At 34.1% G+C, this 24,229-nt stretch carries 22 protein-coding genes; 3 read left to right on the top strand and 19 right to left on the bottom strand.

Annotated elements, in window-relative coordinates; translation table 11 throughout:
* Positions 1-21: 21 nt before the first annotated feature.
* From HMPREF9225_RS01795 to HMPREF9225_RS01710, 18 genes are all read right to left on the bottom strand, one after another.
* Complete coding sequence (locus HMPREF9225_RS01795; RefSeq protein WP_008901219.1) at positions 22-2,523, bottom strand: ABC transporter permease; 2,502 nt, start codon at positions 2,521-2,523, stop codon at positions 22-24.
* Positions 2,486-3,163 (bottom strand): ABC transporter ATP-binding protein, encoded by a 678-nt coding sequence (locus HMPREF9225_RS01790; RefSeq protein WP_008901218.1) that lies wholly within the window; start codon positions 3,161-3,163, stop codon positions 2,486-2,488. Before HMPREF9225_RS01790 ends, HMPREF9225_RS01795 begins: the two co-directional genes overlap by 38 nt.
* An 88-nt stretch (positions 3,164-3,251) precedes the next feature.
* A complete protein-coding gene (locus tag HMPREF9225_RS01785) occupies positions 3,252-4,124 on the bottom strand; it encodes a sensor histidine kinase (RefSeq protein ID WP_008901217.1) in 873 nt (290 codons plus the stop codon).
* Positions 4,112-4,765 carry a response regulator transcription factor gene (locus HMPREF9225_RS01780; RefSeq protein ID WP_008901216.1) on the bottom strand — a complete coding sequence of 218 codons (654 nt, stop codon included), beginning with the start codon at positions 4,763-4,765 and terminating at the stop codon, positions 4,112-4,114. The genes HMPREF9225_RS01785 and HMPREF9225_RS01780 overlap by 13 nt, the downstream gene beginning before the upstream one ends.
* 196 nt (positions 4,766-4,961) lie before the next feature.
* Positions 4,962-5,324: a class II SORL domain-containing protein gene (locus tag HMPREF9225_RS01775; RefSeq protein WP_008901215.1), complete on the bottom strand. Its 363-nt coding sequence runs from the start codon at positions 5,322-5,324 to the stop codon at positions 4,962-4,964.
* A gap of 78 nt (positions 5,325-5,402) precedes the next feature.
* Complete coding sequence (locus HMPREF9225_RS01770; protein WP_008901214.1) at positions 5,403-6,137, bottom strand: YfjL-like protein; 735 nt, start codon at positions 6,135-6,137, stop codon at positions 5,403-5,405.
* Between the two features lie 172 nt (positions 6,138-6,309).
* Positions 6,310-7,308, bottom strand: a complete 999-nt coding sequence (locus tag HMPREF9225_RS01765; RefSeq protein ID WP_008901213.1) for a resuscitation-promoting factor — start codon at positions 7,306-7,308, stop codon at positions 6,310-6,312.
* 271 nt (positions 7,309-7,579) lie between these two features.
* Positions 7,580-8,197: an NUDIX hydrolase gene (locus HMPREF9225_RS01760; protein ID WP_008901212.1), complete on the bottom strand. Its 618-nt coding sequence runs from the start codon at positions 8,195-8,197 to the stop codon at positions 7,580-7,582.
* The gene (mscL, locus tag HMPREF9225_RS01755) at positions 8,197-8,646 is read right to left on the bottom strand and encodes a large conductance mechanosensitive channel protein MscL (RefSeq protein WP_008901211.1); all 450 of its coding nucleotides are present in this window, start codon (positions 8,644-8,646) and stop codon (positions 8,197-8,199) included. The genes HMPREF9225_RS01760 and mscL overlap by 1 nt, the downstream gene beginning before the upstream one ends.
* A gap of 27 nt (positions 8,647-8,673) precedes the next feature.
* A complete protein-coding gene (locus tag HMPREF9225_RS01750) occupies positions 8,674-9,096 on the bottom strand; it encodes a deoxycytidylate deaminase (protein ID WP_008901210.1) in 423 nt (140 codons plus the stop codon).
* Positions 9,093-9,686 (bottom strand): ribonuclease H1 domain-containing protein, encoded by a 594-nt coding sequence (locus tag HMPREF9225_RS01745; RefSeq protein ID WP_008901209.1) that lies wholly within the window; start codon positions 9,684-9,686, stop codon positions 9,093-9,095. Before HMPREF9225_RS01745 ends, HMPREF9225_RS01750 begins: the two co-directional genes overlap by 4 nt.
* Positions 9,687-9,921: 235 nt before the next feature.
* Positions 9,922-11,544 (bottom strand): chaperonin GroEL, encoded by a 1,623-nt coding sequence (gene groL / locus HMPREF9225_RS01740; RefSeq protein WP_008901208.1) that lies wholly within the window; start codon positions 11,542-11,544, stop codon positions 9,922-9,924.
* A 12-nt stretch (positions 11,545-11,556) separates the two neighbouring features.
* Positions 11,557-11,838, bottom strand: a complete 282-nt coding sequence (locus HMPREF9225_RS01735) for a co-chaperone GroES (protein ID WP_008901207.1) — start codon at positions 11,836-11,838, stop codon at positions 11,557-11,559.
* A gap of 250 nt (positions 11,839-12,088) precedes the next feature.
* The gene (locus tag HMPREF9225_RS01730; protein ID WP_008901206.1) at positions 12,089-16,969 is read right to left on the bottom strand and encodes a phosphoribosylformylglycinamidine synthase; all 4,881 of its coding nucleotides are present in this window, start codon (positions 16,967-16,969) and stop codon (positions 12,089-12,091) included.
* A 242-nt stretch (positions 16,970-17,211) separates the two neighbouring features.
* On the bottom strand, positions 17,212-17,895 hold the full coding sequence (locus HMPREF9225_RS01725; protein ID WP_008901205.1) for a DUF554 domain-containing protein: 684 nt from the start codon (positions 17,893-17,895) through the stop codon (positions 17,212-17,214).
* Positions 17,895-18,770: a DNA-3-methyladenine glycosylase family protein gene (locus tag HMPREF9225_RS01720; protein ID WP_008901204.1), complete on the bottom strand. Its 876-nt coding sequence runs from the start codon at positions 18,768-18,770 to the stop codon at positions 17,895-17,897. The genes HMPREF9225_RS01725 and HMPREF9225_RS01720 overlap by 1 nt, the downstream gene beginning before the upstream one ends.
* A gap of 132 nt (positions 18,771-18,902) precedes the next feature.
* Positions 18,903-19,541 (bottom strand): hypothetical protein, encoded by a 639-nt coding sequence (locus tag HMPREF9225_RS01715; RefSeq protein WP_008901203.1) that lies wholly within the window; start codon positions 19,539-19,541, stop codon positions 18,903-18,905.
* A 189-nt stretch (positions 19,542-19,730) separates the two neighbouring features.
* On the bottom strand, positions 19,731-20,348 hold the full coding sequence (locus HMPREF9225_RS01710) for a redox-sensing transcriptional repressor Rex (protein WP_008901202.1): 618 nt from the start codon (positions 20,346-20,348) through the stop codon (positions 19,731-19,733).
* Between the two features lie 143 nt (positions 20,349-20,491).
* Here HMPREF9225_RS01710 and HMPREF9225_RS01705 point away from each other — a divergent pair, with 143 nt between their 5' ends.
* Complete coding sequence (locus HMPREF9225_RS01705) at positions 20,492-22,366, top strand: ABC-F family ATP-binding cassette domain-containing protein (RefSeq protein WP_008901201.1); 1,875 nt, start codon at positions 20,492-20,494, stop codon at positions 22,364-22,366.
* A 127-nt stretch (positions 22,367-22,493) separates the two neighbouring features.
* On the opposite strand, the gene HMPREF9225_RS01700 is transcribed toward HMPREF9225_RS01705, so the two are convergent.
* Positions 22,494-23,267, bottom strand: coding sequence for a hypothetical protein (locus HMPREF9225_RS01700; protein ID WP_008901200.1), 774 nt, complete (start codon positions 23,265-23,267; stop codon positions 22,494-22,496).
* Positions 23,268-23,403: 136 nt separating this feature from the next.
* Between HMPREF9225_RS01700 and HMPREF9225_RS01695 the strand changes: the two genes are divergently transcribed.
* Complete coding sequence (locus HMPREF9225_RS01695) at positions 23,404-23,697, top strand: type II toxin-antitoxin system RelB/DinJ family antitoxin (RefSeq protein WP_083772987.1); 294 nt, start codon at positions 23,404-23,406, stop codon at positions 23,695-23,697.
* Positions 23,698-23,767: 70 nt separating this feature from the next.
* Entirely contained in the window at positions 23,768-24,199 is a 432-nt protein-coding gene (gene msrB / locus HMPREF9225_RS01690; RefSeq protein WP_008901198.1) for a peptide-methionine (R)-S-oxide reductase MsrB, read from the top strand.
* Positions 24,200-24,229: the final 30 nt, after the last annotated feature.

Genomic DNA, 24,229 nt, shown 5'->3' with positions numbered 1-24,229 from the left:
AAAAATATTCCTAGCCTTTTTTTAATCTATATTTCTAATTCTATCAACAACACTGTTTTGGCTGTGTTTTTCATAGAACCTACCAGTAAATAGTATTCCAATTATAACATTTACACAATTTACAAGTATAAGTGGCATGATTACAAATTTATAGGAAGTCCACTTAGTTTGTTCCATAAAATCTATCAAGATGTATTTATCTACAAGAAGCATAATGATGAAAGAAAATACTAAGCCACATAAAGAATAGATCAAATTCTTTTTCACCAAATATTTTTTAATATTTTTCTTTGTCATTCCAATTGCTTCAAGAATTGATAAGTTAACCATGTTTCTTAATATTTCAGTAGCAATAACGTTAATAAAGTTAAGCACAGATATTAAGAATAATACTATAGATAAACTATAACCCACAAATTCTATAAGATTTTTGAAATCTTTAAAAGACTTTATCTGAAGATCTCTTGAATCGTAGGAAAATCCTGGTTCATTTTCAAAAGATTTTAATAACTTATCAAAATTTTCCTTTTCACTATCTTCTACATCAAATCCATAGGACATTATACTCTTATCGCCTGTGAGTTCTTTGTACAAATTAGGATTTAAATAAAAATATTCTAAATCTAACTCAGGGCTAGACTCATCAAATTGATTTTCCTGGATAATAGGATAATATCTCAATCCATTTGAAAAATTATATTCAACCTTGCCCATAACTTGGACTTCTTTGACCCTGTTTTTTACATTGATCTTTATTTTATCGCCTGCTTTAAATGAAGATTTCTTATCGCTATCTTCACCTACAATGACATACGATCCGTTATTCCATTTATCACTATCAAATTCTCCTTCTATAAATTTCTGTTTATTTATTAAATAATCATCTATTCCCAATAATATTGGAGCAACTTTATTGTCTTCTATTTTTATATCTGGATAAGCGTATTCATAACCATAATAGTATAAAGCTCCTCCAGCTTTAAATCCCTTTTGATTTTCTATTTCATCAATGAAATTATCTTTGATACCGTCCTCACTTCCTGAGTACATATACCTAAAATATTTTGGGCTTGCTATATTATAATCAGTTACAATTACATCAGAAATCCCTTTTTCTAGATCAATATTGCCTGTATAAGTTAAGACACTATTCAAAATAACTGCAGAAAGGCTAATAGATAGAACTATGGATATAAATCTAAATTTATTTGAAAAAACCTGTCTTTTTGCAAGTTTTCCTAGTGAAATAGAATTACTTTTGTATTTCTTTTTTACTTGAGTTTCATTATATTTACTGGCATCTATTGGTGAAATTTTAGCTGCATATTTTGCTGGACTCATAACTGATAGAAAAACAGTTAATAAAGTAAATATGGCAGAGAAAAGTATAACTAATAATATTAAGGCTAATGATAGATTTATATTCGCTAGCATTACATTAGAAGAAAATATTTTATTTAAAATTATTTTACCAATAGAAATACCTATGGCGTTTCCTATTATTATAGATGGGATAGAAACTATAAAAGATTCTAAATGAACAAGCTTTTTAACTTGAACTTTTGTCATACCAATTGTTTTAAGTAGTCCAATTAAATTTATATCTTCATTTACAGATATTTTAAATATATTATTGATAATTAAAAATCCTGCAATCATTACTAAAATTAATAAAAGTAATGCGGGTAAAAATATCAAAAAGTCTGCGTTATCACCTCTAGATAAAATATAAGCAAAATTAACACCAATTCTTATTTCTTTATCAGATAAATTTCCAGGGCTATCTGCTACTTTATATCCATTCCTCTCTGCTATTTTTAAGAGTTTATCTTTTATCACAAAGGAATTCTTTAGCATTACTTCCAAATCTTTATTATTTTCTGGAAGGGATAATTTATCTACATAGGCTTTCGATAAATAAATTTGTCCTACACCAACGTTGGAGTCAATAGGATTTTGAAAAGTCCCAGATATAATAAATTTATCACTTCTTTTTTTGATAATTTCTCCTGTGTAAGGTTTTTCTATAGTGAAAGGAACTTCTATCTCTTCTCCAATTTCACCCTTATAACCTAACTTTTTTGCAGTTGCTAAATCTATAAATACGTCGTTTTCTTTTTCAGGAAATTTTCCTTTAACTTTTTCTATTAGCGACCATTCAAATCCTTTCTTATCCATATATGATAGTTCTGCACTTATTTTTTCATCATCAAGAATACCAACTTTCTCTCTTACTGAAAATTCCTTTATGTCTTTATCCTTGGATAAAACTTCTATATCTTTGTTAGACAGTTCTTTAAATGATCCATGGCTAATCGACCCCACAGTTTTCATCGTTTGGGTTTCCATGCTCTTTACTAAACCTAAGGCTACGGAAAATAGACTTGTAAATAGTATAGAAGTCAAAGCAATTGCTAATAAGAGAATATTTCTTCTACTTTTATTTGCATTTAAAATACTTTTTGACAGACGTACTATATAAGCTTTATTTTTGACTTTCATTTTTTCCCACCAGCTTTCCATCTTCTATCCTTAGAGTTTTTTCTGCAGATTGAGCGACGGCATCATCGTGAGTAATCATAAGAATAGTATTTCCAAGCTCTTTATTAATCTTTTTTAGTAAGTAAACAACTTGGGAAGATGATTTTGAATCCAAATTTCCTGTAGGTTCGTCAGCTAGAATTAAAGATGGTTTGGTAACCAAGGCTCTTGCTATGGCAACTCTTTGTTGCTGTCCACCTGATAATTCGTTTGGCATTTTATATTTTTGATCACTTATCTCAAGAATATCTATTACAGAATCAACATATTTTTTATCTACCGCATCCCCATCTAGACCAAAGGGAATAATTATATTCTCATATACATTTAGCATGGGCAAAAGATTATATGCTTGAAAGACAAAACCAATATTTCTTCTTCTAAAAATAGTTCTCTCATCATCTTTCAATGCATAAATGTCGGTATCATCAATTAAAACTTTTCCGCTTGTAGGATAATCAAGTCCTCCTAATAAATGTAATAGGGTTGATTTACCAGAGCCAGATGCTCCTATTATAGAAATAAATTCTCCTTTTTCCACATCGAAAGATACTCCGTCAAGAGCTCTTACTTCCACGTCATTTGTTTTATAATATCTTTTTAAATTTTCTACTTTTAGCATATCTATCACCTCTTCACATTTAATATAACACTTATATCTTACAAAGTACTTACAAGACTTCTTACAGTTTTGTAAGAAAAAAGACTTCTCACAAGGGGAAGTCTACTGAAAATTTTATTCTATTTTCGTCTAAAGACGCTCTTATATTTCCACCATGCTTTTCTATAATTTCTCTGGCTATAAATAAACCTAAACCCAAACCGTCCTTGGAAACTGAATTTTTTCCTCTATAAAATCTTTCGAATATCTTTGGCAAAGTTTCTTCTGATAAGTCTTTGCACTCATTTTCTATGTCTAGATTATAGTTTAGGTAAGATTTATAAACTGAAATATTAATAGTAGAACCATTGGGCGAGTATTTTATAGCATTATCTACTAAATTGTGGATAGCTTCTTTAAGCCATCTTTCGTCCAAATTGAAAATTAAGTCTTCGTCTTTTAAATTTATGCTTATACATTTTTCATCCAATATTACTTTAAATTCTCTCAAAACATCTTCTACTATGTCTTTTAAATTTGCTTGATGTTTTTGTAAGGAAATAATATCTGATTCAAGCCTAGATGATTTTACTAGGTTTTGAATTAAAAATTCTAGTTTATTAAGTTCATACTTTATAATTTCAAGATACTCATCTTTCGGATCATCTTCTAAAAGACTAATGTATAAAGAAAGATTGGTAATGGGCGTCTTGGTTTGATGTGATATATCTGCTATTAAATCTTTTGTTTTACTTTTTTCTGTATTTATTTTCGCTTCTTTTACTTGGCTGGCATATAAGAATTTAATGAGCTTTGATTTTATTTTAGATAATTCCTTTTCATCAAATTCTGTAATTTCTAAATTTCCATCCAAAGCCTTATCAATATAGTCTGAGAGTTCACGCATTTGATTTTTCAAAACAATATATTTATATAAAAGAATTCCAATTATAAGAGCTAAAAAACCTATTAAAATTGCCATTTATATCCAACTCCAAAGACTGTTTCTATTGGGTCATAGGGTTTTAATTTATTTCTTATCCTAGAAATGTTGACGCTCAGTGTATTTTGATCAATAAATTCATCATCTATTCCCCAAACAAAATCAAATAGTAATTCCTTAGTAATAACTTGAGACTTATTTTTTATCAGGTAGTATAAAATTTTTGTCTCTGTCCTTGTGAGATCTATATTTTTATTATCAACAAAAAAAGTATTTTCATTGAAATTAAAGTCTAGACCATCTTTTTTATAAAGATTTAAATCACTAGAAACTATTTTTTCAAAAGCTCTTTTTATCTTTGCTTCTAATATTCCCAAAGAAAAAGGTTTGGTTAAATAGTCGTCTGCACCTAAATTTATAGCTGAGATTATATATGCTTCTAGATCTATGGCTGATAGAACTATAATAGGAATTGATGAAGATTGTCTCGTATATTTTATTATTTCAAGCCCATCTCCATCCGGCAAATTCATATCGAGTAAAATCAAATCCGCATCATCAATAAAATTTTTAGCTTCACTAATTGTGTTTACAGACAAAACCTCATAATCTTTATTTAATGCTATAGAAAGTCCTTTATTTAAATTTTTGTCATCTTCAATTATTAATATCTTTTTCATATACCACCATAAATAAATCTAATTTGTTTATAATATTATATCATTTAATCATTCTCAGTAATTGTTATGAATCTTTTAAAATTTTTATACTTAATTTGTGGTCTATAGCATAATGATTTTAAAGTTTTATATTTTAATAATAAAATCTTACATAAAAATGGGCATTAAAAAAACCGGCTTAGCCGGTTTATTTATATTATCCTTCAAATTCTACTGAATTTTCCCAAAGTCCGTGAATGTTGCAGTAGCTTAGTGCGTATACTGTTGCTTTCTTAGGACATTTTACGTTTACAGTTACTTTTGGAACTGAAAATAGTTCTTCTTCACCATGAGCTTTAAATTCGTATGATCCTACTTCGATAGGGAATTTAGCTCCTTCTGGTTTTACAAATACTTTGATCCAAGAAATGTGATGTTCTAAAGTATTTGGGTGAGCAATATCTTCACCAACTTCTGCTACGATTTTGATTCCTTCTTCGCAACATCTTTCTACGTGTAGTGCTGGTACGTGTTTTTCGTTTTTCCAGTCACCTGATTGAATTGTTTCTGTTAATTTCAATTAAATTACCTCCTTTTATCCTCTCCCTGTATTAATACCCAGTTTTTTTCTTTTAACTCAATTATATTTTATGGTAATTTAATTATCTTTTGGCTGATTTCCTTCTTCAATCAGTTCGTCTAAATACTCTGTGGTTAAATCATTTATCTTTTCCTTAGGTATATTATGGACAGATAAAGCACCTTTCCAATCCAGCGCCTCTCCATTCTCTTTTCTATTTTTTTCTGGAACTAGGATAATAGAATAACTCTTTATTTCTAGATGTGTCTTTTCCATGGTTTTGGATGCTTCTTGTAAATACTTTATAGCTATTTCTTTGGTTGGTTCTTCTGCATATCCAAATACATTTACCTCTACCCTAAAAGGAAAGTGGTCGAAGTCTACCTTTTCGTCTAAGGTAAGTTCATTATAATCTTTTTCATCTGATGGGATTAGATTTAGTTTAAAAGGAAGATTTTCCTTTCTAGCAAGTTCTTTGCCATAATTTCGAAGCTCATCTTCAAATCTAAGCCAGGTGTTGAACTTAATATCAAAAAAACTATCAGATTTAAAGCGACCGAGGCTGTCAAACGCCACTTCGAACTTGGTGTCTTCGCTATTTTCATCCTGAAGCCTTACGGTGTAGTATGCGGTTTTAAAGTTGTAGAAGATTTTATCCCTCTTTAATTTGTGATCCTTGTAGTTTTCGTCTATGTACTTATTCGCCGCCCTACTTGCCAAGGCTTTTGAAATTGGATTTCCAAAGAACGCATTTACAAAGAATAGCGCCACCGAAAGTAGAAGTATCATTATTATTTTAATTAACTTGTTCATAGCTCCTCCTTTTTTCTATTTTAACATATATATATAACCATCAGTTTTTATTTTTTAAGGAAGATATACTTATCGTTCTTATTTTAAAATCTTAGACAGTTAAAATCTAAAAATTTATTTCCAGAAAATTTCATAAAAAAAAGAGGCATCTGCCTCTAATTTTAATTTTTATTTACTTTAAAACGTAAACTTTTACGTTTCTTCTGCCGAATCTAAGGGCTTGTGCGTTTGTGCTGAAGAATAAATCTATTCTCTTACCTTTTATCGCTCCACCTGTGTCTTCTGCAGTTGCGTATCCGTAGCTTGGCCATCCGTCCATTGATTCAACGTATAGTCTAGAACCAAGTTTTATAACTCTTGGGTCTACCGCCACAGCTCCCACTCTTGCTTTAGTTCCCATTGCGGTCTTTGAGCCTGCTGTTGGATCGTATGCTGTAGCTTCCATAATATAGACTGCTACTACTTCTTCGCCTTTAAATTCACCTGCTGGAATTTGATCTGCTATAACTTTTGAACCTACTTCACGAACTTCAGTGATTGGTTCTACAACTACATCGCTTGATAGAATTTGTGAGCCTTCTAGCTTTCCATTTACATATGTAGTTTCGATTGTGTCGATTCTCTTTCCATCTACACCTGGAGTTATAACATTTGTCTTTCCTTTTTCAAGTTCTTTGTTTAAGTTTTCAAGAACGTCGAATGGAACTACTTCTTCAACCTGTTTGGTCTCTGTCGTAACTCTTGCTATTGTAATTTTATTATCTACTAATTCGTCAAGTTTTGGTTCAGTTCTGTCGAGCTCATTTAATTTAATTCCTAGATATTCTAGAACTTCTTCGGTGGTAGCACCTTGAGCTTCTTCAATAACTGTTTTGTTTCCATCGTATATTGTAATGGATCTTGGTGATTTGATGTAAATAGTCATGCCTTCTTCGATTTTAGAAGATTTCTTAGGTTCAACCAAGTCTTTTTCTTTTAGTTCAATTTTTTCTTTTGTAATTAGCTCTTCAACCGTCGCTGAATAAGTTAATAATGTTTTTTCTCGACCATTAATGTTCAAAATTACATTTTTCCCTTTTACTAATGAAGAACCCATGGTGATTGCCATAACAAGTAGCAAGGTCACTATGAGGAATCTCTTCACCGGCTTAGAAGAATGTGATTTGTTCATAATACCTCCTCCTTAGTTACCATTTTGTAACTAATTCTTTTAGAAGTATATATGATATGAATTTATATGTCAAATTTTTGTAACTCTTTTGTTACTTTTAGAAGTAATTTTAAAATTTTTCGCTATTTTAAGCCATTTTATTCTGTAACGATATTTTTTTATTTTTCTACGGCTTTTTTACAGTAACGCAAATAAATGGCTTGTTACAGCCATTCTCATTTTTATATTACATTTGTATTACATTTTGGTAACAAAAAATCCAATCTCCGAATTATTCGCTTTTTAATATTTCTATGAAGGCACGAGTCATCTTTGCGGTAAATCCCCAGATCAAATTATCTCCGTACTCATAGGTCTCTACAGTTTCAACTTCTAGGCGTCTTTTGTACTTCTTAGCCTCTGGAATTAGTTCGTAGGGAAATCCCGTGGTCCTTTCGATTTTAAGTTCAATGGGATAAATTTTCGGACTATTTTCCATGAGATATTTAAGTGGCACTGTAAAGATATATTCCACTTCGTCTTTATTTGGAATTATTCTTTTGTAATCTTCCTTAATTATTCCAACATAGGTGTAGATAGTTAAGAGCTCTGGCTTCACAAGGTAGTCAGATCTTCCTATTATTTCTATCTTGTCTCTTCCTATGAGGAGTTCTTCTGATGTTTCTCTTATGGCTGCTTCTTTTGGGCTTTCCCCAAAATCTATTGCTCCACCTGGAAAAGACACTTCATAGGGTTGTTTTCTTAGAGTTTTCGCTCGTCTTTCGTAGAGTATGTGAAGCTCTCCATCTATTTCTATTAAAGGAATCAAAACCGAGTAGCTACTTTTGTTGTCTACCGGTTTTGGAAAGTGATTTTCAATTTTAGATTTTATTTTCTCAATGTTTTCCATTATTTAAGTTCTGATGTGCAATGTGGACATCTTGTAGCTTCTATTGGTATTTCGCTCTTGCAGTAAGGACATTCTTTTGTAGTAGGTGCTGCAGCTTCTTCCTCTTTCTTGCCTAAACTTTGAATCTTGTTTACATTTTTAATAATAATAAATATTACAAGTGCTATGATTAAAAAGTTTACAATATTTTGTATAAAGTTTCCGTAGGCGAATACTGCTGTGCTTTCCTTTGCCTTTGCAAGACTTTCATAAGTGTTGCCATCTAGTGCTATATACTTTTGAGTGAAGTCAACTCCACCTGTTATAACTCCTATTAGTGGCATAATTATATCATCTACTAGAGAAGATACGATTTTACCAAAGGCACCCCCGATGATTACCCCTATTGCTAGATCTAGCACATTTCCTCTTGCTATAAATTCTTTAAATTCTTTTATAAAATTTTTCATCTTTTACCTCCTACTAATCCTATACCCCTATTTCATGTTTACTAATTTTATTTTGTTGTTTTTGATTAATTCTAGGGCGTATTCATCCACTCTGTAGTCGTCTTTGTAGTAGATCTCTGTTATGCCTGCTTGGAGTAGGGCCTTGGTGCAATTTAGACATGGAAAATGTGTTACATAACATTTGCAACCTTTGACGCTGATACCTTCCTTTGCGCAGTATAAAAGAGCATTCATCTCTGCATGGATGGTTGCGATACAGTGACCATCCCTCATGGTATGACCAATCTCGTCGCAGGATTTATTTCCAGATAGGGATCCGTTATATCCTGTGGACACGATTCTATTGTCCTTATTTACTAAGATGCAACCTACAAAGGCTCTGTCGCAGGTGCTTCTAGTGGCTACCATCTCTGTTATTTCCATAAAATATTCATCCCAAGATTTTCTCATTTTGCCTCCTTCGCCAATTTATCCACCAGTTCGTTATAATAAACTCCTGTATGGGCATCGACTTTTATAAACTTAACTTCCATTTTATTTTTGATTTCGTCGTAGGTCTTCTTGTATTCTCTCGTTAAATCCAGATTCGTCTTCCAGTTCCCAAGTGCCCAATCCTCTATGCCTCTGTAGTCGTAGTGGAGGTACATCTTTTTGTATCCAAGCTCCACGCCTCTTTTCATGGCGATGATTGCGCCTTTTAATTCTCCTGAGACATTTCTAGATTTTGCATTTTCTTCGTCAAAAAATCTAGCACTATACTTTTCTTCTACGCCTTCTGAGTAGAGGTAGACGCCGTAGGAATAGGAATGGTCTTCCTTTCTATAACTTCCGTCTACATAGGCTAAGATTTCGTCACTCTTTAACTCATCTATATCTTTTATCTTTATTTCTTCTTCTATAATTCCTAAATAGCTTTCAGCTTCTTCAAAAGTTTTGAACTTTTTGTAGGCTGCACCGCTAAAACCTGTAACTTCTCTCTTACATTCATCCCATGTGGAATAGATCCCTGGGTTTCTTCCATTTTTAACTGCGTAGTACATTCTTCACCTCAAGATTATTCTATCAATTAAACCTTTAAATTTAAAGGGTAGAGGTTTAAATAAGACTCTTCTAAGTTAATTTTTTATTTTCTTTAGTCGAATAAGCATATGGATTTTGTCTAACTCAATATAAAATTAAAAAATTTGTACTTAATTTTCAAAGAAATTAATTTCGCACAAAGCTATCAAAAAATTCGCATAAAAAAAGGAAGACTTTCGCCTTCCTAATTGTTTATTACATCATTCCTGGCATACCGCCCATTGGTGGCATTGCAGGTGCTTCTTCTTTAATTGGTCCAACTGCTGCTTCTGTTGTAAGAATCATAGCTGCTACTGATGCTGCGTTTTGTAGTGCAGATCTAGTTACCTTAGTTGGGTCTACGATTCCTTTTTCAATCATGTTTCCATATTCTTCGTTTAGAGCGTCAAATCCAATTCCTTCAGCTTCTGATTTGATCTTTTCAACGATTACTGATCCTTCAAGTCCTGCGTTTGCTGCGATTTGTCTAACAGGTTCTTCCAATGCACGAAGTACTATTTCTACTCCTGTCTTTTCATCGCCAACAGATGCTTCTGCTACTTCTTTTACTTTCTTCATTGAGTCGATAAGAACGGTTCCGCCTCCTGGCACGATTCCTTCTTCAACTGCTGCTCTTGTAGCTGATAGAGCATCTTCTATTCTAAGTTTTCTTTCTTTTAGTTCAACTTCTGTTGCTGCTCCTACGTGGATAACTGCAACTCCGCCTGCTAATTTTGCAAGTCTTTCTTGAAGTTTTTCCTTGTCAAATTCAGATTCTGTTTGTTCGATTTGGCTCTTAATTTGTGCGATTCTCTTATCAAGTTCAGCCTTGTCTCCGCCACCGTTTACGATTACTGTAAGTTCTTTTTCACATCTTACTTTGCTTGCATGTCCAAGCATATCAATGGTTGCTTCTTTTATATCCATTCCTAAGTCTTGAGAGATTACTTGTCCACCAGTTAGGATTGCAATATCTTGAAGCATATCTTTTCTTCTATCTCCATAGCCTGGAGCCTTTACTCCTACTATGTTTAGAGTTCCACGAAGTTTGTTTAGAACAAGTGTTGCTAGTGCTTCGCCTTCGATATCATCTGCGATTACTAAAAGTGGTCTTCCTTCTTGTAGAACTTGTTCTAGTAGTGGAAGTAAATCTTGGATATTTGTGATCTTTTTATCTGTAATAAGAATGTATGGATCTTCTAGATTTGCTACCATCTTATCTGGATCTGTTGCCATGTAAGGGGATAGGTATCCTCTGTCAAATTGCATACCTTCTACTACATCTAGTTCAGTGCCCATGGATTTAGATTCTTCAACGGTTATAACTCCGTCTCTTCCTACTTTTTCCATAGCTTCAGAGATTAGTCTACCGATTTCTTCATCTGCTGCTGAAACTGATGCAACTTGTGCTATTGCTTCTTTAGTTTCAACTACTTTTGAGAATCCCTTTATGCTTTCAACTGCAGCTTCAACTGCCTTTTTAATTCCTTTTTGAAGGATCATTGGGTTTGCTCCTGCTGCTAGGTTTCTCATACCTTCTGTTATTATTGCTTGGGCAAGTAGGGTTGCTGTTGTAGTTCCATCCCCTGCAACATCATTGGTCTTAGTTGCTACTTCTTTTAGAAGTTGTGCACCCATATTTTCAAATACATCTTCTAAATCTATTTCACGAGCGATTGAAACTCCGTCGTTTGTAATAAGTGGAGCTCCGAATTCCTTACCAAGGATTACATTTCTTCCCTTAGGTCCAAGGGTTACCTTTACTGTATTTGCAAGTTTGTCGATTCCATTTATCATGGATTCTCTTGCGTCTTCTCTAAATTTAATTTCTTTTGCCATTTCTACCTCCTATTATTTTACAACTGCAAGTAGATCTTGATATTTAAGGACTATGAATTTTTCTCTTTCTAGTTCAACTTCTGTGCCAGCATACTTAGAAAATAATACTTTGTCCCCAACTTTTATTTCATCTTTGGTCTTGTCATCATCAAGTATTTCTCTTCCTATTGCTATTACTTCTGCAATATTTGTTTCTTCTTTTGCTGAAGATGGAAGAACTATTCCAGATACTGTCTTTTCTTCCAATTCAATTTTTTTGATTACGACTTTGTCGCCTAATGGTTTAAGTTCCATAAGTCCCTCCTTGTATAATAAAATTTATAAACTATTTAATTAGCACTCGGTCTCTTTAAGTGCTAATAGTATTATAGTATCATTCTATTTTTTTTGCAAGTCATAAAGATAACTTATTTTCATATCTTTTATATTTATTGTAAGCTTTTGTTTCTTAAAAATTTTTATATGACGAAAAATATCTTTTTATTTTCTAAATAATTTTTTCATTAAAAAAGGTGCGACTAGCGCACCTCTTATACTAATTTATTTATTTTTCTTTGAAGTAGCTTACGCCGCTTTCAAATATTTCTTGGATATCTGAATCGATATTTTTGTAAAGATCATCTGTAACTCTTTCTGAGTGACCCATCTTACCTAGAATCTTTCCATCCTTTGACATTATGGCTTCTATTCCGTAGTAGGATCCGTTTGGAACTACTTCGTATTGGGCTACAACCTGTTCATTTTCTAGAAGTTCTCTTAGTTTTTCTTCATTTACTATGAATCTTCCTTCTCCGTGGGAGATTGGAATCTTGTAGCTATCCTTTTTAAGTTTACTTAGCCATGGTCCGTTCTTGGTTAGCATATTTGTACTTACAAATCTTGCTATATGGCGAGATGAGTTATTGAAGGTCAAGGTTGGATCGTCTTCTTCTATTTCTTTGATCTTTCCATATGGAAGAAGTCCGGTCTTTATAAGAGCTTGGAATCCGTTACAAATTCCGATTATAAGTCCGTCGTTTTCTTCTAGCATATATTCTATGGATTCTCTTATCTTTTCATTTCTTAGAACATTTGCGATGAACTTACCAGAGCCGTCTGGTTCGTCTCCCATTGAGAATCCTCCAGGAACTGCAAGGATGTTTGCCTCTCTAATTTCCTTAGCAAATTCGTCTATGGATTTTCTAATCTCTTCTTCGTTTCTATTTTTAAATAGTACGATCTTTGCTTCTGCACCTGCGTCTTCGAGTGCCTTTCTAGTGTCGTATTCACTATTTGTACCTAAGAATGCAAGGACAAGTGCATTTACTCTATCCACTTTTATCTTGGATTTAAGTCTTCTTTCCACCTTTTTATTTTCAATCTTAGCAGGTTTTTCTTCGATTGCTCCTTTGAAGACTGAGTCTAGAGTGTGTAGGTAGGAATCTTTTAAATCTTTAGAATTTAATTTTTCGCCGTTTACTGTGATTTCATCTTGGAACTTACCAATTTCTTTTATAAATTCTCTATCTTCTTTAAATTCTACAACGAAGCTTGCAAATTTATTGGTGTATAGATCTTCTAGCTCAACATCAAAGCCTGTGTTTCCAACAGCCATTTCGTAGATGGTTGGCAAAATTCCCTTGCTACAAACCTTTATAGAAACAATATTTTTACTTCTAATTTCTTCGTGGATCTTTTCGTAGTTTGATTTTAATCTATTTAAATCTATGGTTCCATTTTCGTTGTAATCTATGTCGATTAGTCCAATCTTACCCATCTTTTTAAATTCTGGACTCACGATATTTTCAACATCTTCTGTTGTAACTGCAAATGAAATCAGTGTCGGTGGCACGCTTATATGTTCAAAGGTTCCGCTCATGGAGTCCTTGCCGCCAATCGGTGGAGTTTCGAAAAATGATGATACTTCAAATGCTCCTAGTAGTGATTTAAGTGGCTTTGACCAAGATTTTTCGTCCGTTAATTTTTCGTAGAATTCTTGGAAGGAAAGTCTAACTTTGTCGGTTTTTCCACCTGCTGCCACGATCTTTGAAAGGGATTCAACCACCGCATAGTAACCGCCGAGGTAGTTACTTTCTTCGCTTAGATATGGATTAAATCCGTAGCTCATAATGGATGCGGTCTTTGATCTTCCTTCTAGGGTTGGCACTAGGGCAACCATTGCATCTACTGGGTTTATGCTTTCTCTTCCTCCAAGCGGATGAAGTACGGTTCTTCTTCCAACTGAGGAGTCAAATAGTTCGATTAAATTTCTCTTGGAAGTTATATTTAAATCTCCAAGATATTTATTTAAATTCTTTGGATCTGTGTCCTTTGATCTTAAAGTCTTAGGGAAGCTTTCAGAAGTAACTTCCACATTCATGTGCCTACTTGCACCGTTTGTATTTATAAAGTCGTAGCAAAGATCTGCCACAATTTTGTCCTTGTAGTACATCCTCATTCTGTTGGTGTCTGTGATGTTTGCAACTATATTTGTATCTAGATTTTCTTCGTGGGCATATTTTTCAAACTCTTCTACATCGTTTTTACTTAGAACTACCGCCATTCTCTCTTGAGATTCAGAGATTGCGATTTCCATTGGAATTAATCCTTCGTACTTAAGTGGAACATTTTCTAGGAAGATATCCACTCCGTCATGAAGTTCTCCCACTGCGACACTTACTCCACCTGCGCCGAAGTCGTTACATTTTTTGATAAGTCTTGTAGCTTCTTCACGTCTAAATAGTCTTTGAATCTTCCTTTCTTCCGGTGCATTTCCTTTTTGCACTTGGGCAGATTCTGTAACGATTGAAGTGGTGCTGTGGGATTTTGATGAGCCTGTCGCTCCGCCAATACCATCTCTTCCGGTTTTGCCTCCGAGTAGAACTACCACATCTCCCGCTTCTGGCTCAAGTCTTACCACATTTTCAATTGGTGCTGCAGCTATTACAGCTCCAGTTTCCATTCTCTTAGCAACATAGCCTGGATGGTAGATTTCGTCAACGAGTCCTGTTGCAAGTCCGATTTGATTTCCGTAGGAAGAATATCCATGGGCTGCTTCTGTGGTTATCTTCTTTTGAGGAAGTTTACCTGCCATGGTATTTTTATCCCTTGGATCAGCGGCGCCGGTTATTCTCATTGCTTGGTAGACGTAACTTCTTCCGCTTAGTGGGTCACGAATTGCTCCGCCGAGACAGGTTGATGCGCCACCAAATGGTTCTATCTCTGTTGGATGGTTGTGGGTTTCGTTTTTGAACATAAGAAGGTAATCCCTTAGTTCTTCCTTGCCACCAATGTCGATTCTCGTCTTAATCTTTACTGAGCAGGCGTTGATTTCGCTTGAAACTTCTAGATCTTCTAGTCTTCCTTTGGCTCTTAGGTACTTCGATAGAATCGTTCCAAAACTCATTAGGTTTATCGGTTTTTCAATCTTTAGTTCTTCTCTTATCTTTATATATTCGTCGAAAGAATTTTTAATTATTCTATCAAGCTCTGTCTTTTCGTCGAAATTAATATCTAAAAATGTGTTGAAAGTGGTGTGTCTACAATGATCTGACCAATATGTGTCGAGGATTCTGATTTCAGTTTCACTTGGATCTCTCTTTTCAGATTTGAAATAATCTCTTATACATTTTAAATCATCAAGATTCATTGCAAGGGATTTTTCTTCTAGGAAATTTTCTAGTTCTTCTTCGCTGAAATTTATAAATCCTTCATAGATTTCGTTCTTATCTGTGGTCTTAAGTTCTTTTCTAAGGGTTGTCGGTATGTTTAGAAGCTCAACTCTGTGAGAGTCCACAGGATTTACCAAGAATTTTTCAATTTTCTTTAGTTCTTCCTTGGTTGCTCCTTTTATTTCATAGACTTTTGCACATTTAGCCGCGATTTTTTCATCTGTAACTAAACTTACAGTGTCTAGGATTCCTTGTTCCCTTTGGTCGAATTGACCTGGAAGGTATGCCACTGCAATGGTATCTTCCATCTTGCTTTGAAGTTCCATGGCATCTTCGAAATACGCATCGTCTACGACTTTTTCGCTAAGAATGGTGTAGAGAATCTTTTCGATGCCTTCCTTTGACATTTCAAGGTCGTACCTATTGTAAACCTTTAGTCCATCAAGTTTAATTCCAAGAGAATTTTCGATTTCACTTTGGATTCCTTTGGATTCGTGGTCAAATTCATCCTTCTTCGCAACATAGACCCTCTTAACTCTAGGACCGATGTCCTTTCTATATTCCATATTTTCAAATGAAACTTCTTTTACATCGGAGTAAACTGTTTCTATTACTTCATCAAAATCATCTCCAGAGTAAACGAGGTTTAAAACTCTACCGCCGCTGGTCTTTTGAACTCCGTCTTCAAGTTTTGTTCCGCAGTAGTAGATGCTACTCTTGGTAGGTCCGATGTGGATTTCTTTGCCATTTTCATAGGCGCCTGGATAACCTCCACTCGCTAGAACAAGACAAAGTGCCTTTTTATTATTTACCTTTAAATCTACTTCGTCTAATTTTCCTTCAGAAGTTTTTTGAAGAAGTTCTAGTAGGTCATTATCTATTAATTCTAGGATTACTTGAGTTTCTGGGTCGCCGAATCTCACATTAAACTCTAGTACTTCGATCTTTTCATCGGTGATCATAAGTCCGATAAATAGCGCTCCTCTGTAATCCATATTTTCTTTTTGAAGTCCTTTTAAAATCGGATTTAAAATTTCTTCTTTTATTCTAGGCATAAAAGATTCTGCCATTAAATTCGGTGCGTAGGTGCCCATGCCGCCGGTGTTAGGTCCGATTTCTCCAGTATAAGCTCTCTTGTGATCGCGAGAAGTTGGTAGAGGTAGGATGGTCTTCGTGTCAGTTAGACAGATTAAACTCATCTCAAATCCTTCTAAGAATTCTTCCACCACCACTTTTTTGTCACCGTAGACTCCGTTAAATACATCTTTTAAAAATGATTGTGCATGGGAACAATCTTCAGCGATAAACACTCCTTTGCCTGCAGCTAAACCGTCCGCCTTAAGTACAACTTTTCCATCTCTTGTAAGTAGTTTTTCTGCAAACTCATAGGCGCTCTTTTCGTCTTCAAACTCGCCATATTCTGCAGTTGCTATATTATATTTTTCTAAAAATTTCTTTGTATATGATTTACTTGCTTCAAATTTGGATGGGAGTTCTTTTGGTCCGAAGATTTTCTTTTCATTTTCTTCAAACTTATCTACGATTCCCAAAGTAAGAGGAAGTTCTGGACCGACAACTGTGTAGTCAATATTATTTTCTAATGCAAATTTTAATAGTCCATCTATATCATCTACTTTTATACCAGTATTTTCTCCAAGGTTTAAGGTGCCTCCATTGCCCGGTGCAAAATAGAGTTTTCTGTCCTTATGTCCTTTTAGAATATTGTGTCCAAGAGCGTACTCTCTTCCGCCGCTTCCAACAATAAGTATATTCATCATTACCTCCTACATACTTATCCACTTTCAATTTATTTCTCTCTAATCAAAATATTACCACATATATAGAAAATTTTGTGAAATTTCGGGTTTATAATTCTATATTTTTTCAACCATTTTCTGGTGCTTCTTTTTATTTTTAAATACCAAAATCAAGAGAAATTTTCCTATTAGTTTTTATTAATTTCGAAAAACATATAAATTTTTTCAACAAAAAACCAGACTTTCGCCTGGTTAAATTCTTATCCCCATATTGCTCCGAATAAAATTCCAAGAAATATAGCAGGAATCATATTTGCACTTTTAAAATCTCTTATCCTTAACATGGTAAGCCCAATCGCAAGTATTAGTATTCCTCCTACACCATTTATATTTGCCATAATTGCAGGTGTGAAGAAATCTTTTAAGTATCTTGCTAGGAAGAATATTCCCCCTTCATAAATCATAAGTGGCACACCGGAAAACATAACTCCGACTCCTAGTGTGCTCGCTAGAATAAATGCAGTTATCCCGTCGAATACAGATTTAGTTATAAGAAGTGAGTTATCTCCCATAAGTCCAGCGTTTAATGCTCCGATGATGGTAAGAGATCCTACGCATATAATAAGCGAACCGCTTACAAAGCCTTCGACGAAGGTTGAGTCTCCTTCTTTTTTGCTTACAAGCTTTTGAATTTTATTTCCAAGGGATTCAATTCTCTTTTCTATATCTAAGTAGGTTCCTATGGCAAGTCCTATGACCATGGCAAGGATTATTTGGATAAAATTCTCTCCCTTTAGGGCAGATTCCATACCTACCACAAAGATTGAAAGAGATAGCCCTGACATGATTTGGTCTTTGTACTTAGAGCTAAGTCTTGAACCTACAAAGTTGCCGGAAAGACCGCCTATTAATATTGCCACAAGGTTTATAATAAGTCCCTTCATTACTTAACCCCCAATTTATTATCTCTTCCATAGAAGAATAGGTACTGTTGAGCAAAGCCTGCAGATTTTCCAAAATACTCTCTACCGAGTATCGCCACTTCAGACTTCTTAACTTCTCTTTTAAAATATAATTCTTCCATAACTCTTTTGATCCACACATCCACTGGGAATGATTCGCTCCTCTTAAATGCAAAGAGTAGGATGCAGTCGCAGACCTTTGGACCTACTCCAGGAAGTTTCATCAGTTCTTCTCTTGCAAGTTCCAAATCCATGGTGAAGAGTGGGTCGATTTCAACTTCTCCATTTAAAATCATTTGAGAAGCCTTTACGATTCTTTCGTCTCTAAAACCAACCTTTGCAAACTCACGAAGATCCTTTGGATCAGCCTTGGAAAGTGCTTCTACAGTTGGAAAAGCGTAGTATTCTCCATATGGATTTTCTATCTTCTCTCCATACATTCTGCTTATATCCCTAATGGAATTTTTAATTCTCTTGATATTGTTATTTGCAGAAATTATAAATGTGATTATGGTTTCAAAAGGCTCTTGGTTTAGAATTCTAATTCCTTCGCCGTAGAGCATTGCTTCCTTTAGAGTTTCGTCCTTGGAAAGATCATTCTTTATATCTAAATAGGATCTATTTAAATCGAAATAATCCACCAGGTGAGCGTTGTAAAAATCCTCGTCCACTCCTTCTAGATGTATATCATCTCCATCTCTATATACTCTAAAGACTCTATTAAATGCCACATTTATAAATGAACCATCCTCCAACTCGTCCCAGCGGAAGGCTTGACCACATTTAAAGATATGGCTCGGTTCAAATGAATCTATATTTTTTAAAATTGTTTCATCAGATGTAAAAATTATTTCCATAGCATGATTTTACCATTAAAACCTAAAACTTTCACTAGGAAAATCACTATTTTATAATCTTTGGCGCCGCTTTAAAGGGCGTCGCTTTTAAATTAAAAAAGAAGACCGAAGTCTTCTTAGTTTTTCGTTTAATTATTTTACTTCTATTCTATAAATCTTTTCTAGATTTATAGGAACGGAGCTTTCCGGCTCAGTATTTTTAATTTCTCCACCGAAGTAGACTTCAACAGTCTTATTTTCTAGGCCTTCTGTGGTAGTTTTGCCGTCCTTTTCATTTTTTAAATTGTCGATGGATAGTAAGATTGGTTTAGTAAGTAGATCTTTGAAATAAAATCCATCTTCTATTTCTGTCGCTTCTACCATAATAGAACTTTCTTCTGTCTGTAAAACTTTAGCAGTAAAATGACCAACCCACTCTGGAATTTGTCCATCTTCTTTTAGTTCAACATCTCTAAATAGAATCCATCTACCTTCTATCTCTACATTGATATATCCATTTTCCCAAACTTGGTAGCCGTATCCAGTGCCGAAGTTAGATTCATCGTTGTTTTCTGGCATACTCTTACCATCTACGGTAGTCTTTATCTCTCCATCAGCAGTGCCACAAGTTACCATGGCATTTTCATAGCCCGTGTCCCCATAGGTAGTTCCATCGACTTTAACCATTGGCGGATAAGTTTTATCTACTTCGCTTGTTTTAGTATCTGACTTGCTACAAGCGGTAAATACTACCATAATGGCAGCCATTAAAATTAAAATAGATTTTTTCATACTTCCTCCTATTTTATGTATTTTTTCCTAGCATTTATCTAAAATTATTATATAGTACTATTTAAATTTTGAGATAAATTAGAAGTAATTGTAACTTATTTTTAAGTTTTTTGTAACTTCCTTTTCAACCTACATTAAGTTATAACCAAAAAAAGAAGACCGAAGTCTTCTTAATTTTCGTTTAAATCTTTATTTGTTTTTTAAATAATAGCCAAGTGTTAAAAGTGAATCTTTTAGTCTTACATTTTCAACTACTGCCTTATCTGTGGTTATGTCTAATGGAGCAAAGTTCCATATTCCTTTTATTCCATGTTTTAAAAGTCTGTCTATAACGTCTTGGGCAACTTCTTTTGGAACTGCAACAATTCCTATGTCTATTGGATTTTTTTCTAAGTAATTTTCTAGTTCTTTGTATGGTTTTATCTCCATCCCATCAACTTCAGAACCAACTTTTTCTCCTGTATCAAATAAAGCCTTTAGAGTAAATCCAGAATCTGAGAATCCTTGATAGCTTGCGATGGCAGTTCCCAAATGTCCAACACCGATTAAAACTGCAGTATATACCTTATCTATTCCTAGTATCTTATCTATTTGATCTCTCAACGCCTGTGTATTGTATCCATAACCTTGTTGGCCAAACCCTCCAAAGTTATTGAGGTCCTGTCTGATTTGGGAAGCAGTAAAACCGGTTAATTTTGAAAGTTCGGAAGAAGATATTCTCTCAATTCTATCGTCGATTAATTCTGTTAAGTATCTGTGATAGATTGGAAGTCTTCTAATTACCGACTCCGATATTCTCTTTTCCATATTCGCCTCCTCATTATGTTATTATTATAACAAATATTCTTGTTTTATAAAAGCTTTCATTTACTAAAATAGTTTTATCTCTTCACAAATTCAAACGCTTTAATAGATAGAAAAAATGTGTTAATATTTATCTGAGGTGCAATATGGCAATACTTAATATTTCAAATTTAAAAAAATCATTTATTGAAAGAGTGATCTTTGACGGAGCATCTCTAATAGTAGAAGATAATGATAAGGTAGGTCTCATCGGAAATAACGGAACCGGCAAGACCACACTATTTAATATAATTACGGATAAAATTTCCTACGACGACGGGACTATTATAAAGACCAAGGATTTAACCATTGGATATTTAAAACAAAATCCATTCGAGGATTTAACAAAGAGTATCTACGAAAGTGCAGAAGAAAATTTCGAAGAGGTGTTCGCCCTTGAGAGGAGACTTCGCGAACTTGAAGGCGAGATGCACGACGAGGAGAAACTATCCGATGTAATGGAAGAGTACCAAAAGATAAGTGACCAGTACCAAAAGCTTGACGGATACAGTGTAGGATCTAAGATTAGAGGCACTTTAATAGGGCTTGGCTTTTCTGAAGATGAGTTCGGCAAAAAGATTTCTGAACTTTCAGGAGGGCAGAAGTCGAGGCTATCCCTTGCGAATTTAATCCTTAAAAATCCGGATCTTTTACTTCTAGATGAACCGACGAACCATCTCGATATTGAATCTATAAATTTCTTGGAAAGAGCCCTAAGAGATTATAAAAAAGCTGTGATAATCATCTCCCACGACAGATATTTTCTAAATAATATTGTAAATAAAATCGTGCTTCTAGATGAACTAAAGCTTACAACCTTTAACGGAAACTACGAATACTACGCAAAAGAGAGAAAGAAACAGCTTGAAATTAGAAAAAGTCAGTACGAAAATCAACAGAAAGAAATAAAAAGACAAGAACAGATCATCGAAAGATACCTGGGACTTGGTCGTGCAAGATTTATAAGGCAGGGCAAGAGCAGACAAAAAATGCTCGACAAGGTAAAGAGAATCGAGGCTCCAGAAGAAAATCAAGTGGTGGATATCAAATTTCCTGTGGAGAGAGTCTCCGGTAGAGAAGTGCTAAGCATAGAAAATCTATCTAAAACCTACGATAGAGAAATCTTTAAAAACATTTCTTTTAATGTACAAAAAGGCGACAAAGTTGGTCTAACGGGACCAAATGGAATCGGTAAGTCCACAATCTTTAAAATCATAACTGGCAAAATAAAAGATTTCGGCGGCGAATTTAAAATTGGAACCAATGTGGATATCGGATATTTTGACCAAGAGATGAGAGATCTCGACCTAGACAATACGGTGCTAGACGAAATATGGGACGAGTATCCAAAATTAAAATATTCAGAAATCAGAAAATACTTGGCACAGTTTCTCTTTATAGACGATGATATTCTAAAGACCATTAGGGAACTTTCTGGTGGAGAAAAAGCGAGAGTTGCCATTTTAAAAATAATTTTAAAAGGCTCCAACTTTTTACTTCTTGACGAACCGACGAACCATTTAGACATAGATTCGAAGGAAGCCCTTGAGGATGCTCTGCTTCAATATGAAGGAACAATCCTTGCAATCTCCCACGACAGATATTTTCTAAACCATGTCATAAATAAACTTCTCTACATGGAAGAAGATAAAATGACCGAATACTTAGGCGGCTACGATTACTTCTTGGAAAAGACCACCTCAGAAGAAGAGGAAGAAGAAGTATATATTTCCAAGACAGAAAGAGCGCAAATAAAAAAAGAAGAGAGACAGAAAAGAGAAGAAAAAAGAAAGCGTGAGAAAGAATTTAAAGAGCTGGAGGATCAAATTGTGGAAATCGAAAATAAATTATCCACAATCGATGAAGACCTCTCAAATGCAAGTCTTGATGGAGATTTTGAAACTATAAATAAACTTAGCCTTGAGCGAGAAAACTTAGTAAATAAGCTAGATAACGCATATGAAAAGTGGATGGACTTTTAAAATTATTTTAAAATCCATCCACATTTTTTATCAACAGTTATAAACGCTGTAATTCCCTTATCCCCAATCTTATCCACATTATCCACAATTTTACAAACATATATTTTGTGTAAAACTCATGTAAAGATTATAGATCTTCATAAGAAATATTTATAACGTCCCTAGAAAGAAGCTTCAACTCTTCTGCTGCTCTTATATAGTTTTTCATCATGTACTTGGTCTTTGGAGCGGAAATATTTACCCTGTAAGCGCCCTCTTCGTCCTTTCCACGGATGACCAAGGTATCCTTATCTTCAAAAATATTATTAATAGTGGAAAATCTAAATTTATTTATCCCAACCACAAGGCCGCCTTCATAAATCCCAGCAAGGACATCCACCTTTTCACGACCATTTCTAAATGGAAGCTTATCACTTACATCGTAGAGGGTCACATTGTCCTTCTTCGTAATCTTTGGAAAGATTCCGCTGTATAGATTTATAAAAAATGTTAGTAGAACCATCACCATAAGTATTGGATTTGCAAGCCTTGAGATGATTACATTGTCCCTGGTGTATAGATTGTAGAGAAAGTATGCGTTAAAAAACACAATCGCCGCATAGTAGGTGAGAAGATTTAAATTTAACCTCGTCTTTCTCATGGTAAGTCCCTTTAGAGTCATGATCGGCGTGTAGTTTACAATGAGTTGGTAGGTGGTAGTTAAAAACATATAGTTTACAAACATCCACAAAATCATCATAAGAGTCGTACTCTCCATATAAGGACTCTTGCCGAAGTAAAACTCTGCACCTATTGGGATGAGTATGGAAATCACACCGAAGGTCAGGTTGCTCTTTCTCGAATTTTCTTTTTCTTTATTTATTTTTTCTAAAGATTTATTAGATTTATTATTATTTTTCATAGTAACCTCCAATATTATTATTAATATTATATCATGACTTATCCAAGTTTGAAGACATGAACTCTTAAAGTGTTTTGTGTTACTGTGTATTGACGCTGTAATAGAAAATGTTATAATTTATTTAAGGAGGGATACTATGTCAAGTACAACTATAAGTATAAGAGTAGATTCAGATTTAAAGAATGAGGCAGATAAATTATTCAATGAACTTGGACTCAATCTATCAAGTGCAGTAAATATATTTTTAAGACAGGCGATAAGAGAGCAATCAATTCCTTTTAACATAAGTCTAAATAGTGAAGACAGAATTTTAAAAGATGCAGAAGAATTCGTAGATGAACATATCTTGGCTTTGAAGGAACTTGCAAGTGGCGAAATGACCAAGGAAGATTTAAAAACTTTTATAGAAAATAAAATTATAAATGACTGACAACCATAAAGGTTGTCTTTTTTATTGAAATGTTATTAAATAAATATATTAATAATAATCTGGAGGATTTATGAAAAAAGATTTTACAAAAGAAATAGAAAATTTAGACGAAGTATCCTACAAGGTTACTCAAAATAATGGCACAGAAAGACCTTTTACCTCACCACTTAACGACGAGTTTCGCGACGGAATCTATGTGGACATCGTCTCTGGAGAAGTGCTATTCTCCTCAAAGGACAAGTTTAACGCCGGTTGCGGCTGGCCATCTTTTACCAAGCCCGCAAAAGGCGTAGAACTTGAAGAAGTTCTAGATGAAAGGTACGGAATGAGAAGGACTGAAGTTAGATCCAAAGAAGCCGACTCTCACCTAGGTCATGTGTTCCCCGATGGTCCGATTCTATCAGGCGGACTTAGATACTGTATAAATGGTGCGAGTCTCAGATTTATAAAGAAGGAAGATATGGAAAAGGAAGGATACGGAGATTATTTAGATCTAATATAATCTCATTTAACTATTAAACCCAAGTTATTT

The organism is Peptoniphilus duerdenii ATCC BAA-1640 (assembly GCF_000146345.1).
In the GTDB taxonomy this organism is placed as follows: domain Bacteria; phylum Bacillota; class Clostridia; order Tissierellales; family Peptoniphilaceae; genus Peptoniphilus_B; species Peptoniphilus_B duerdenii.
The sequence above is the reverse complement of the archived record's forward strand: the minus strand, read 5'-3'. Positions and strand labels throughout refer to the sequence as shown.

Coding starts and splice junctions, on each gene's coding strand:
- HMPREF9225_RS01795 (WP_008901219.1), bottom strand. CDS start 2,523: ATGGAAAGCTGGTGGGAAAAAATGAAAGTCAAAAATAAAGCTTATATA.
- HMPREF9225_RS01790 (WP_008901218.1), bottom strand. CDS start 3,163: ATGCTAAAAGTAGAAAATTTAAAAAGATATTATAAAACAAATGACGTG.
- HMPREF9225_RS01785 (WP_008901217.1), bottom strand. CDS start 4,124: ATGGCAATTTTAATAGGTTTTTTAGCTCTTATAATTGGAATTCTTTTA.
- HMPREF9225_RS01780 (WP_008901216.1), bottom strand. CDS start 4,765: ATGAAAAAGATATTAATAATTGAAGATGACAAAAATTTAAATAAAGGA.
- HMPREF9225_RS01770 (WP_008901214.1), bottom strand. CDS start 6,137: ATGAACAAGTTAATTAAAATAATAATGATACTTCTACTTTCGGTGGCG.
- HMPREF9225_RS01765 (WP_008901213.1), bottom strand. CDS start 7,308: ATGAACAAATCACATTCTTCTAAGCCGGTGAAGAGATTCCTCATAGTG.
- HMPREF9225_RS01760 (WP_008901212.1), bottom strand. CDS start 8,197: ATGGAAAACATTGAGAAAATAAAATCTAAAATTGAAAATCACTTTCCA.
- mscL (WP_008901211.1), bottom strand. CDS start 8,646: ATGAAAAATTTTATAAAAGAATTTAAAGAATTTATAGCAAGAGGAAAT.
- HMPREF9225_RS01750 (WP_008901210.1), bottom strand. CDS start 9,096: ATGAGAAAATCTTGGGATGAATATTTTATGGAAATAACAGAGATGGTA.
- HMPREF9225_RS01745 (WP_008901209.1), bottom strand. CDS start 9,686: ATGTACTACGCAGTTAAAAATGGAAGAAACCCAGGGATCTATTCCACA.
- groL (WP_008901208.1), bottom strand. CDS start 11,544: ATGGCAAAAGAAATTAAATTTAGAGAAGACGCAAGAGAATCCATGATA.
- HMPREF9225_RS01735 (WP_008901207.1), bottom strand. CDS start 11,838: ATGGAACTTAAACCATTAGGCGACAAAGTCGTAATCAAAAAAATTGAA.
- HMPREF9225_RS01730 (WP_008901206.1), bottom strand. CDS start 16,969: ATGAATATACTTATTGTTGGAAGCGGCGGAAGAGAGTACGCTCTTGGA.
- HMPREF9225_RS01725 (WP_008901205.1), bottom strand. CDS start 17,895: ATGAAGGGACTTATTATAAACCTTGTGGCAATATTAATAGGCGGTCTT.
- HMPREF9225_RS01720 (WP_008901204.1), bottom strand. CDS start 18,770: ATGGAAATAATTTTTACATCTGATGAAACAATTTTAAAAAATATAGAT.
- HMPREF9225_RS01715 (WP_008901203.1), bottom strand. CDS start 19,541: ATGAAAAAATCTATTTTAATTTTAATGGCTGCCATTATGGTAGTATTT.
- HMPREF9225_RS01710 (WP_008901202.1), bottom strand. CDS start 20,348: ATGGAAAAGAGAATATCGGAGTCGGTAATTAGAAGACTTCCAATCTAT.
- HMPREF9225_RS01705 (WP_008901201.1), top strand. CDS start 20,492: ATGGCAATACTTAATATTTCAAATTTAAAAAAATCATTTATTGAAAGA.
- HMPREF9225_RS01700 (WP_008901200.1), bottom strand. CDS start 23,267: ATGAAAAATAATAATAAATCTAATAAATCTTTAGAAAAAATAAATAAA.
- HMPREF9225_RS01695 (WP_083772987.1), top strand. CDS start 23,404: ATGTCAAGTACAACTATAAGTATAAGAGTAGATTCAGATTTAAAGAAT.
- msrB (WP_008901198.1), top strand. CDS start 23,768: ATGAAAAAAGATTTTACAAAAGAAATAGAAAATTTAGACGAAGTATCC.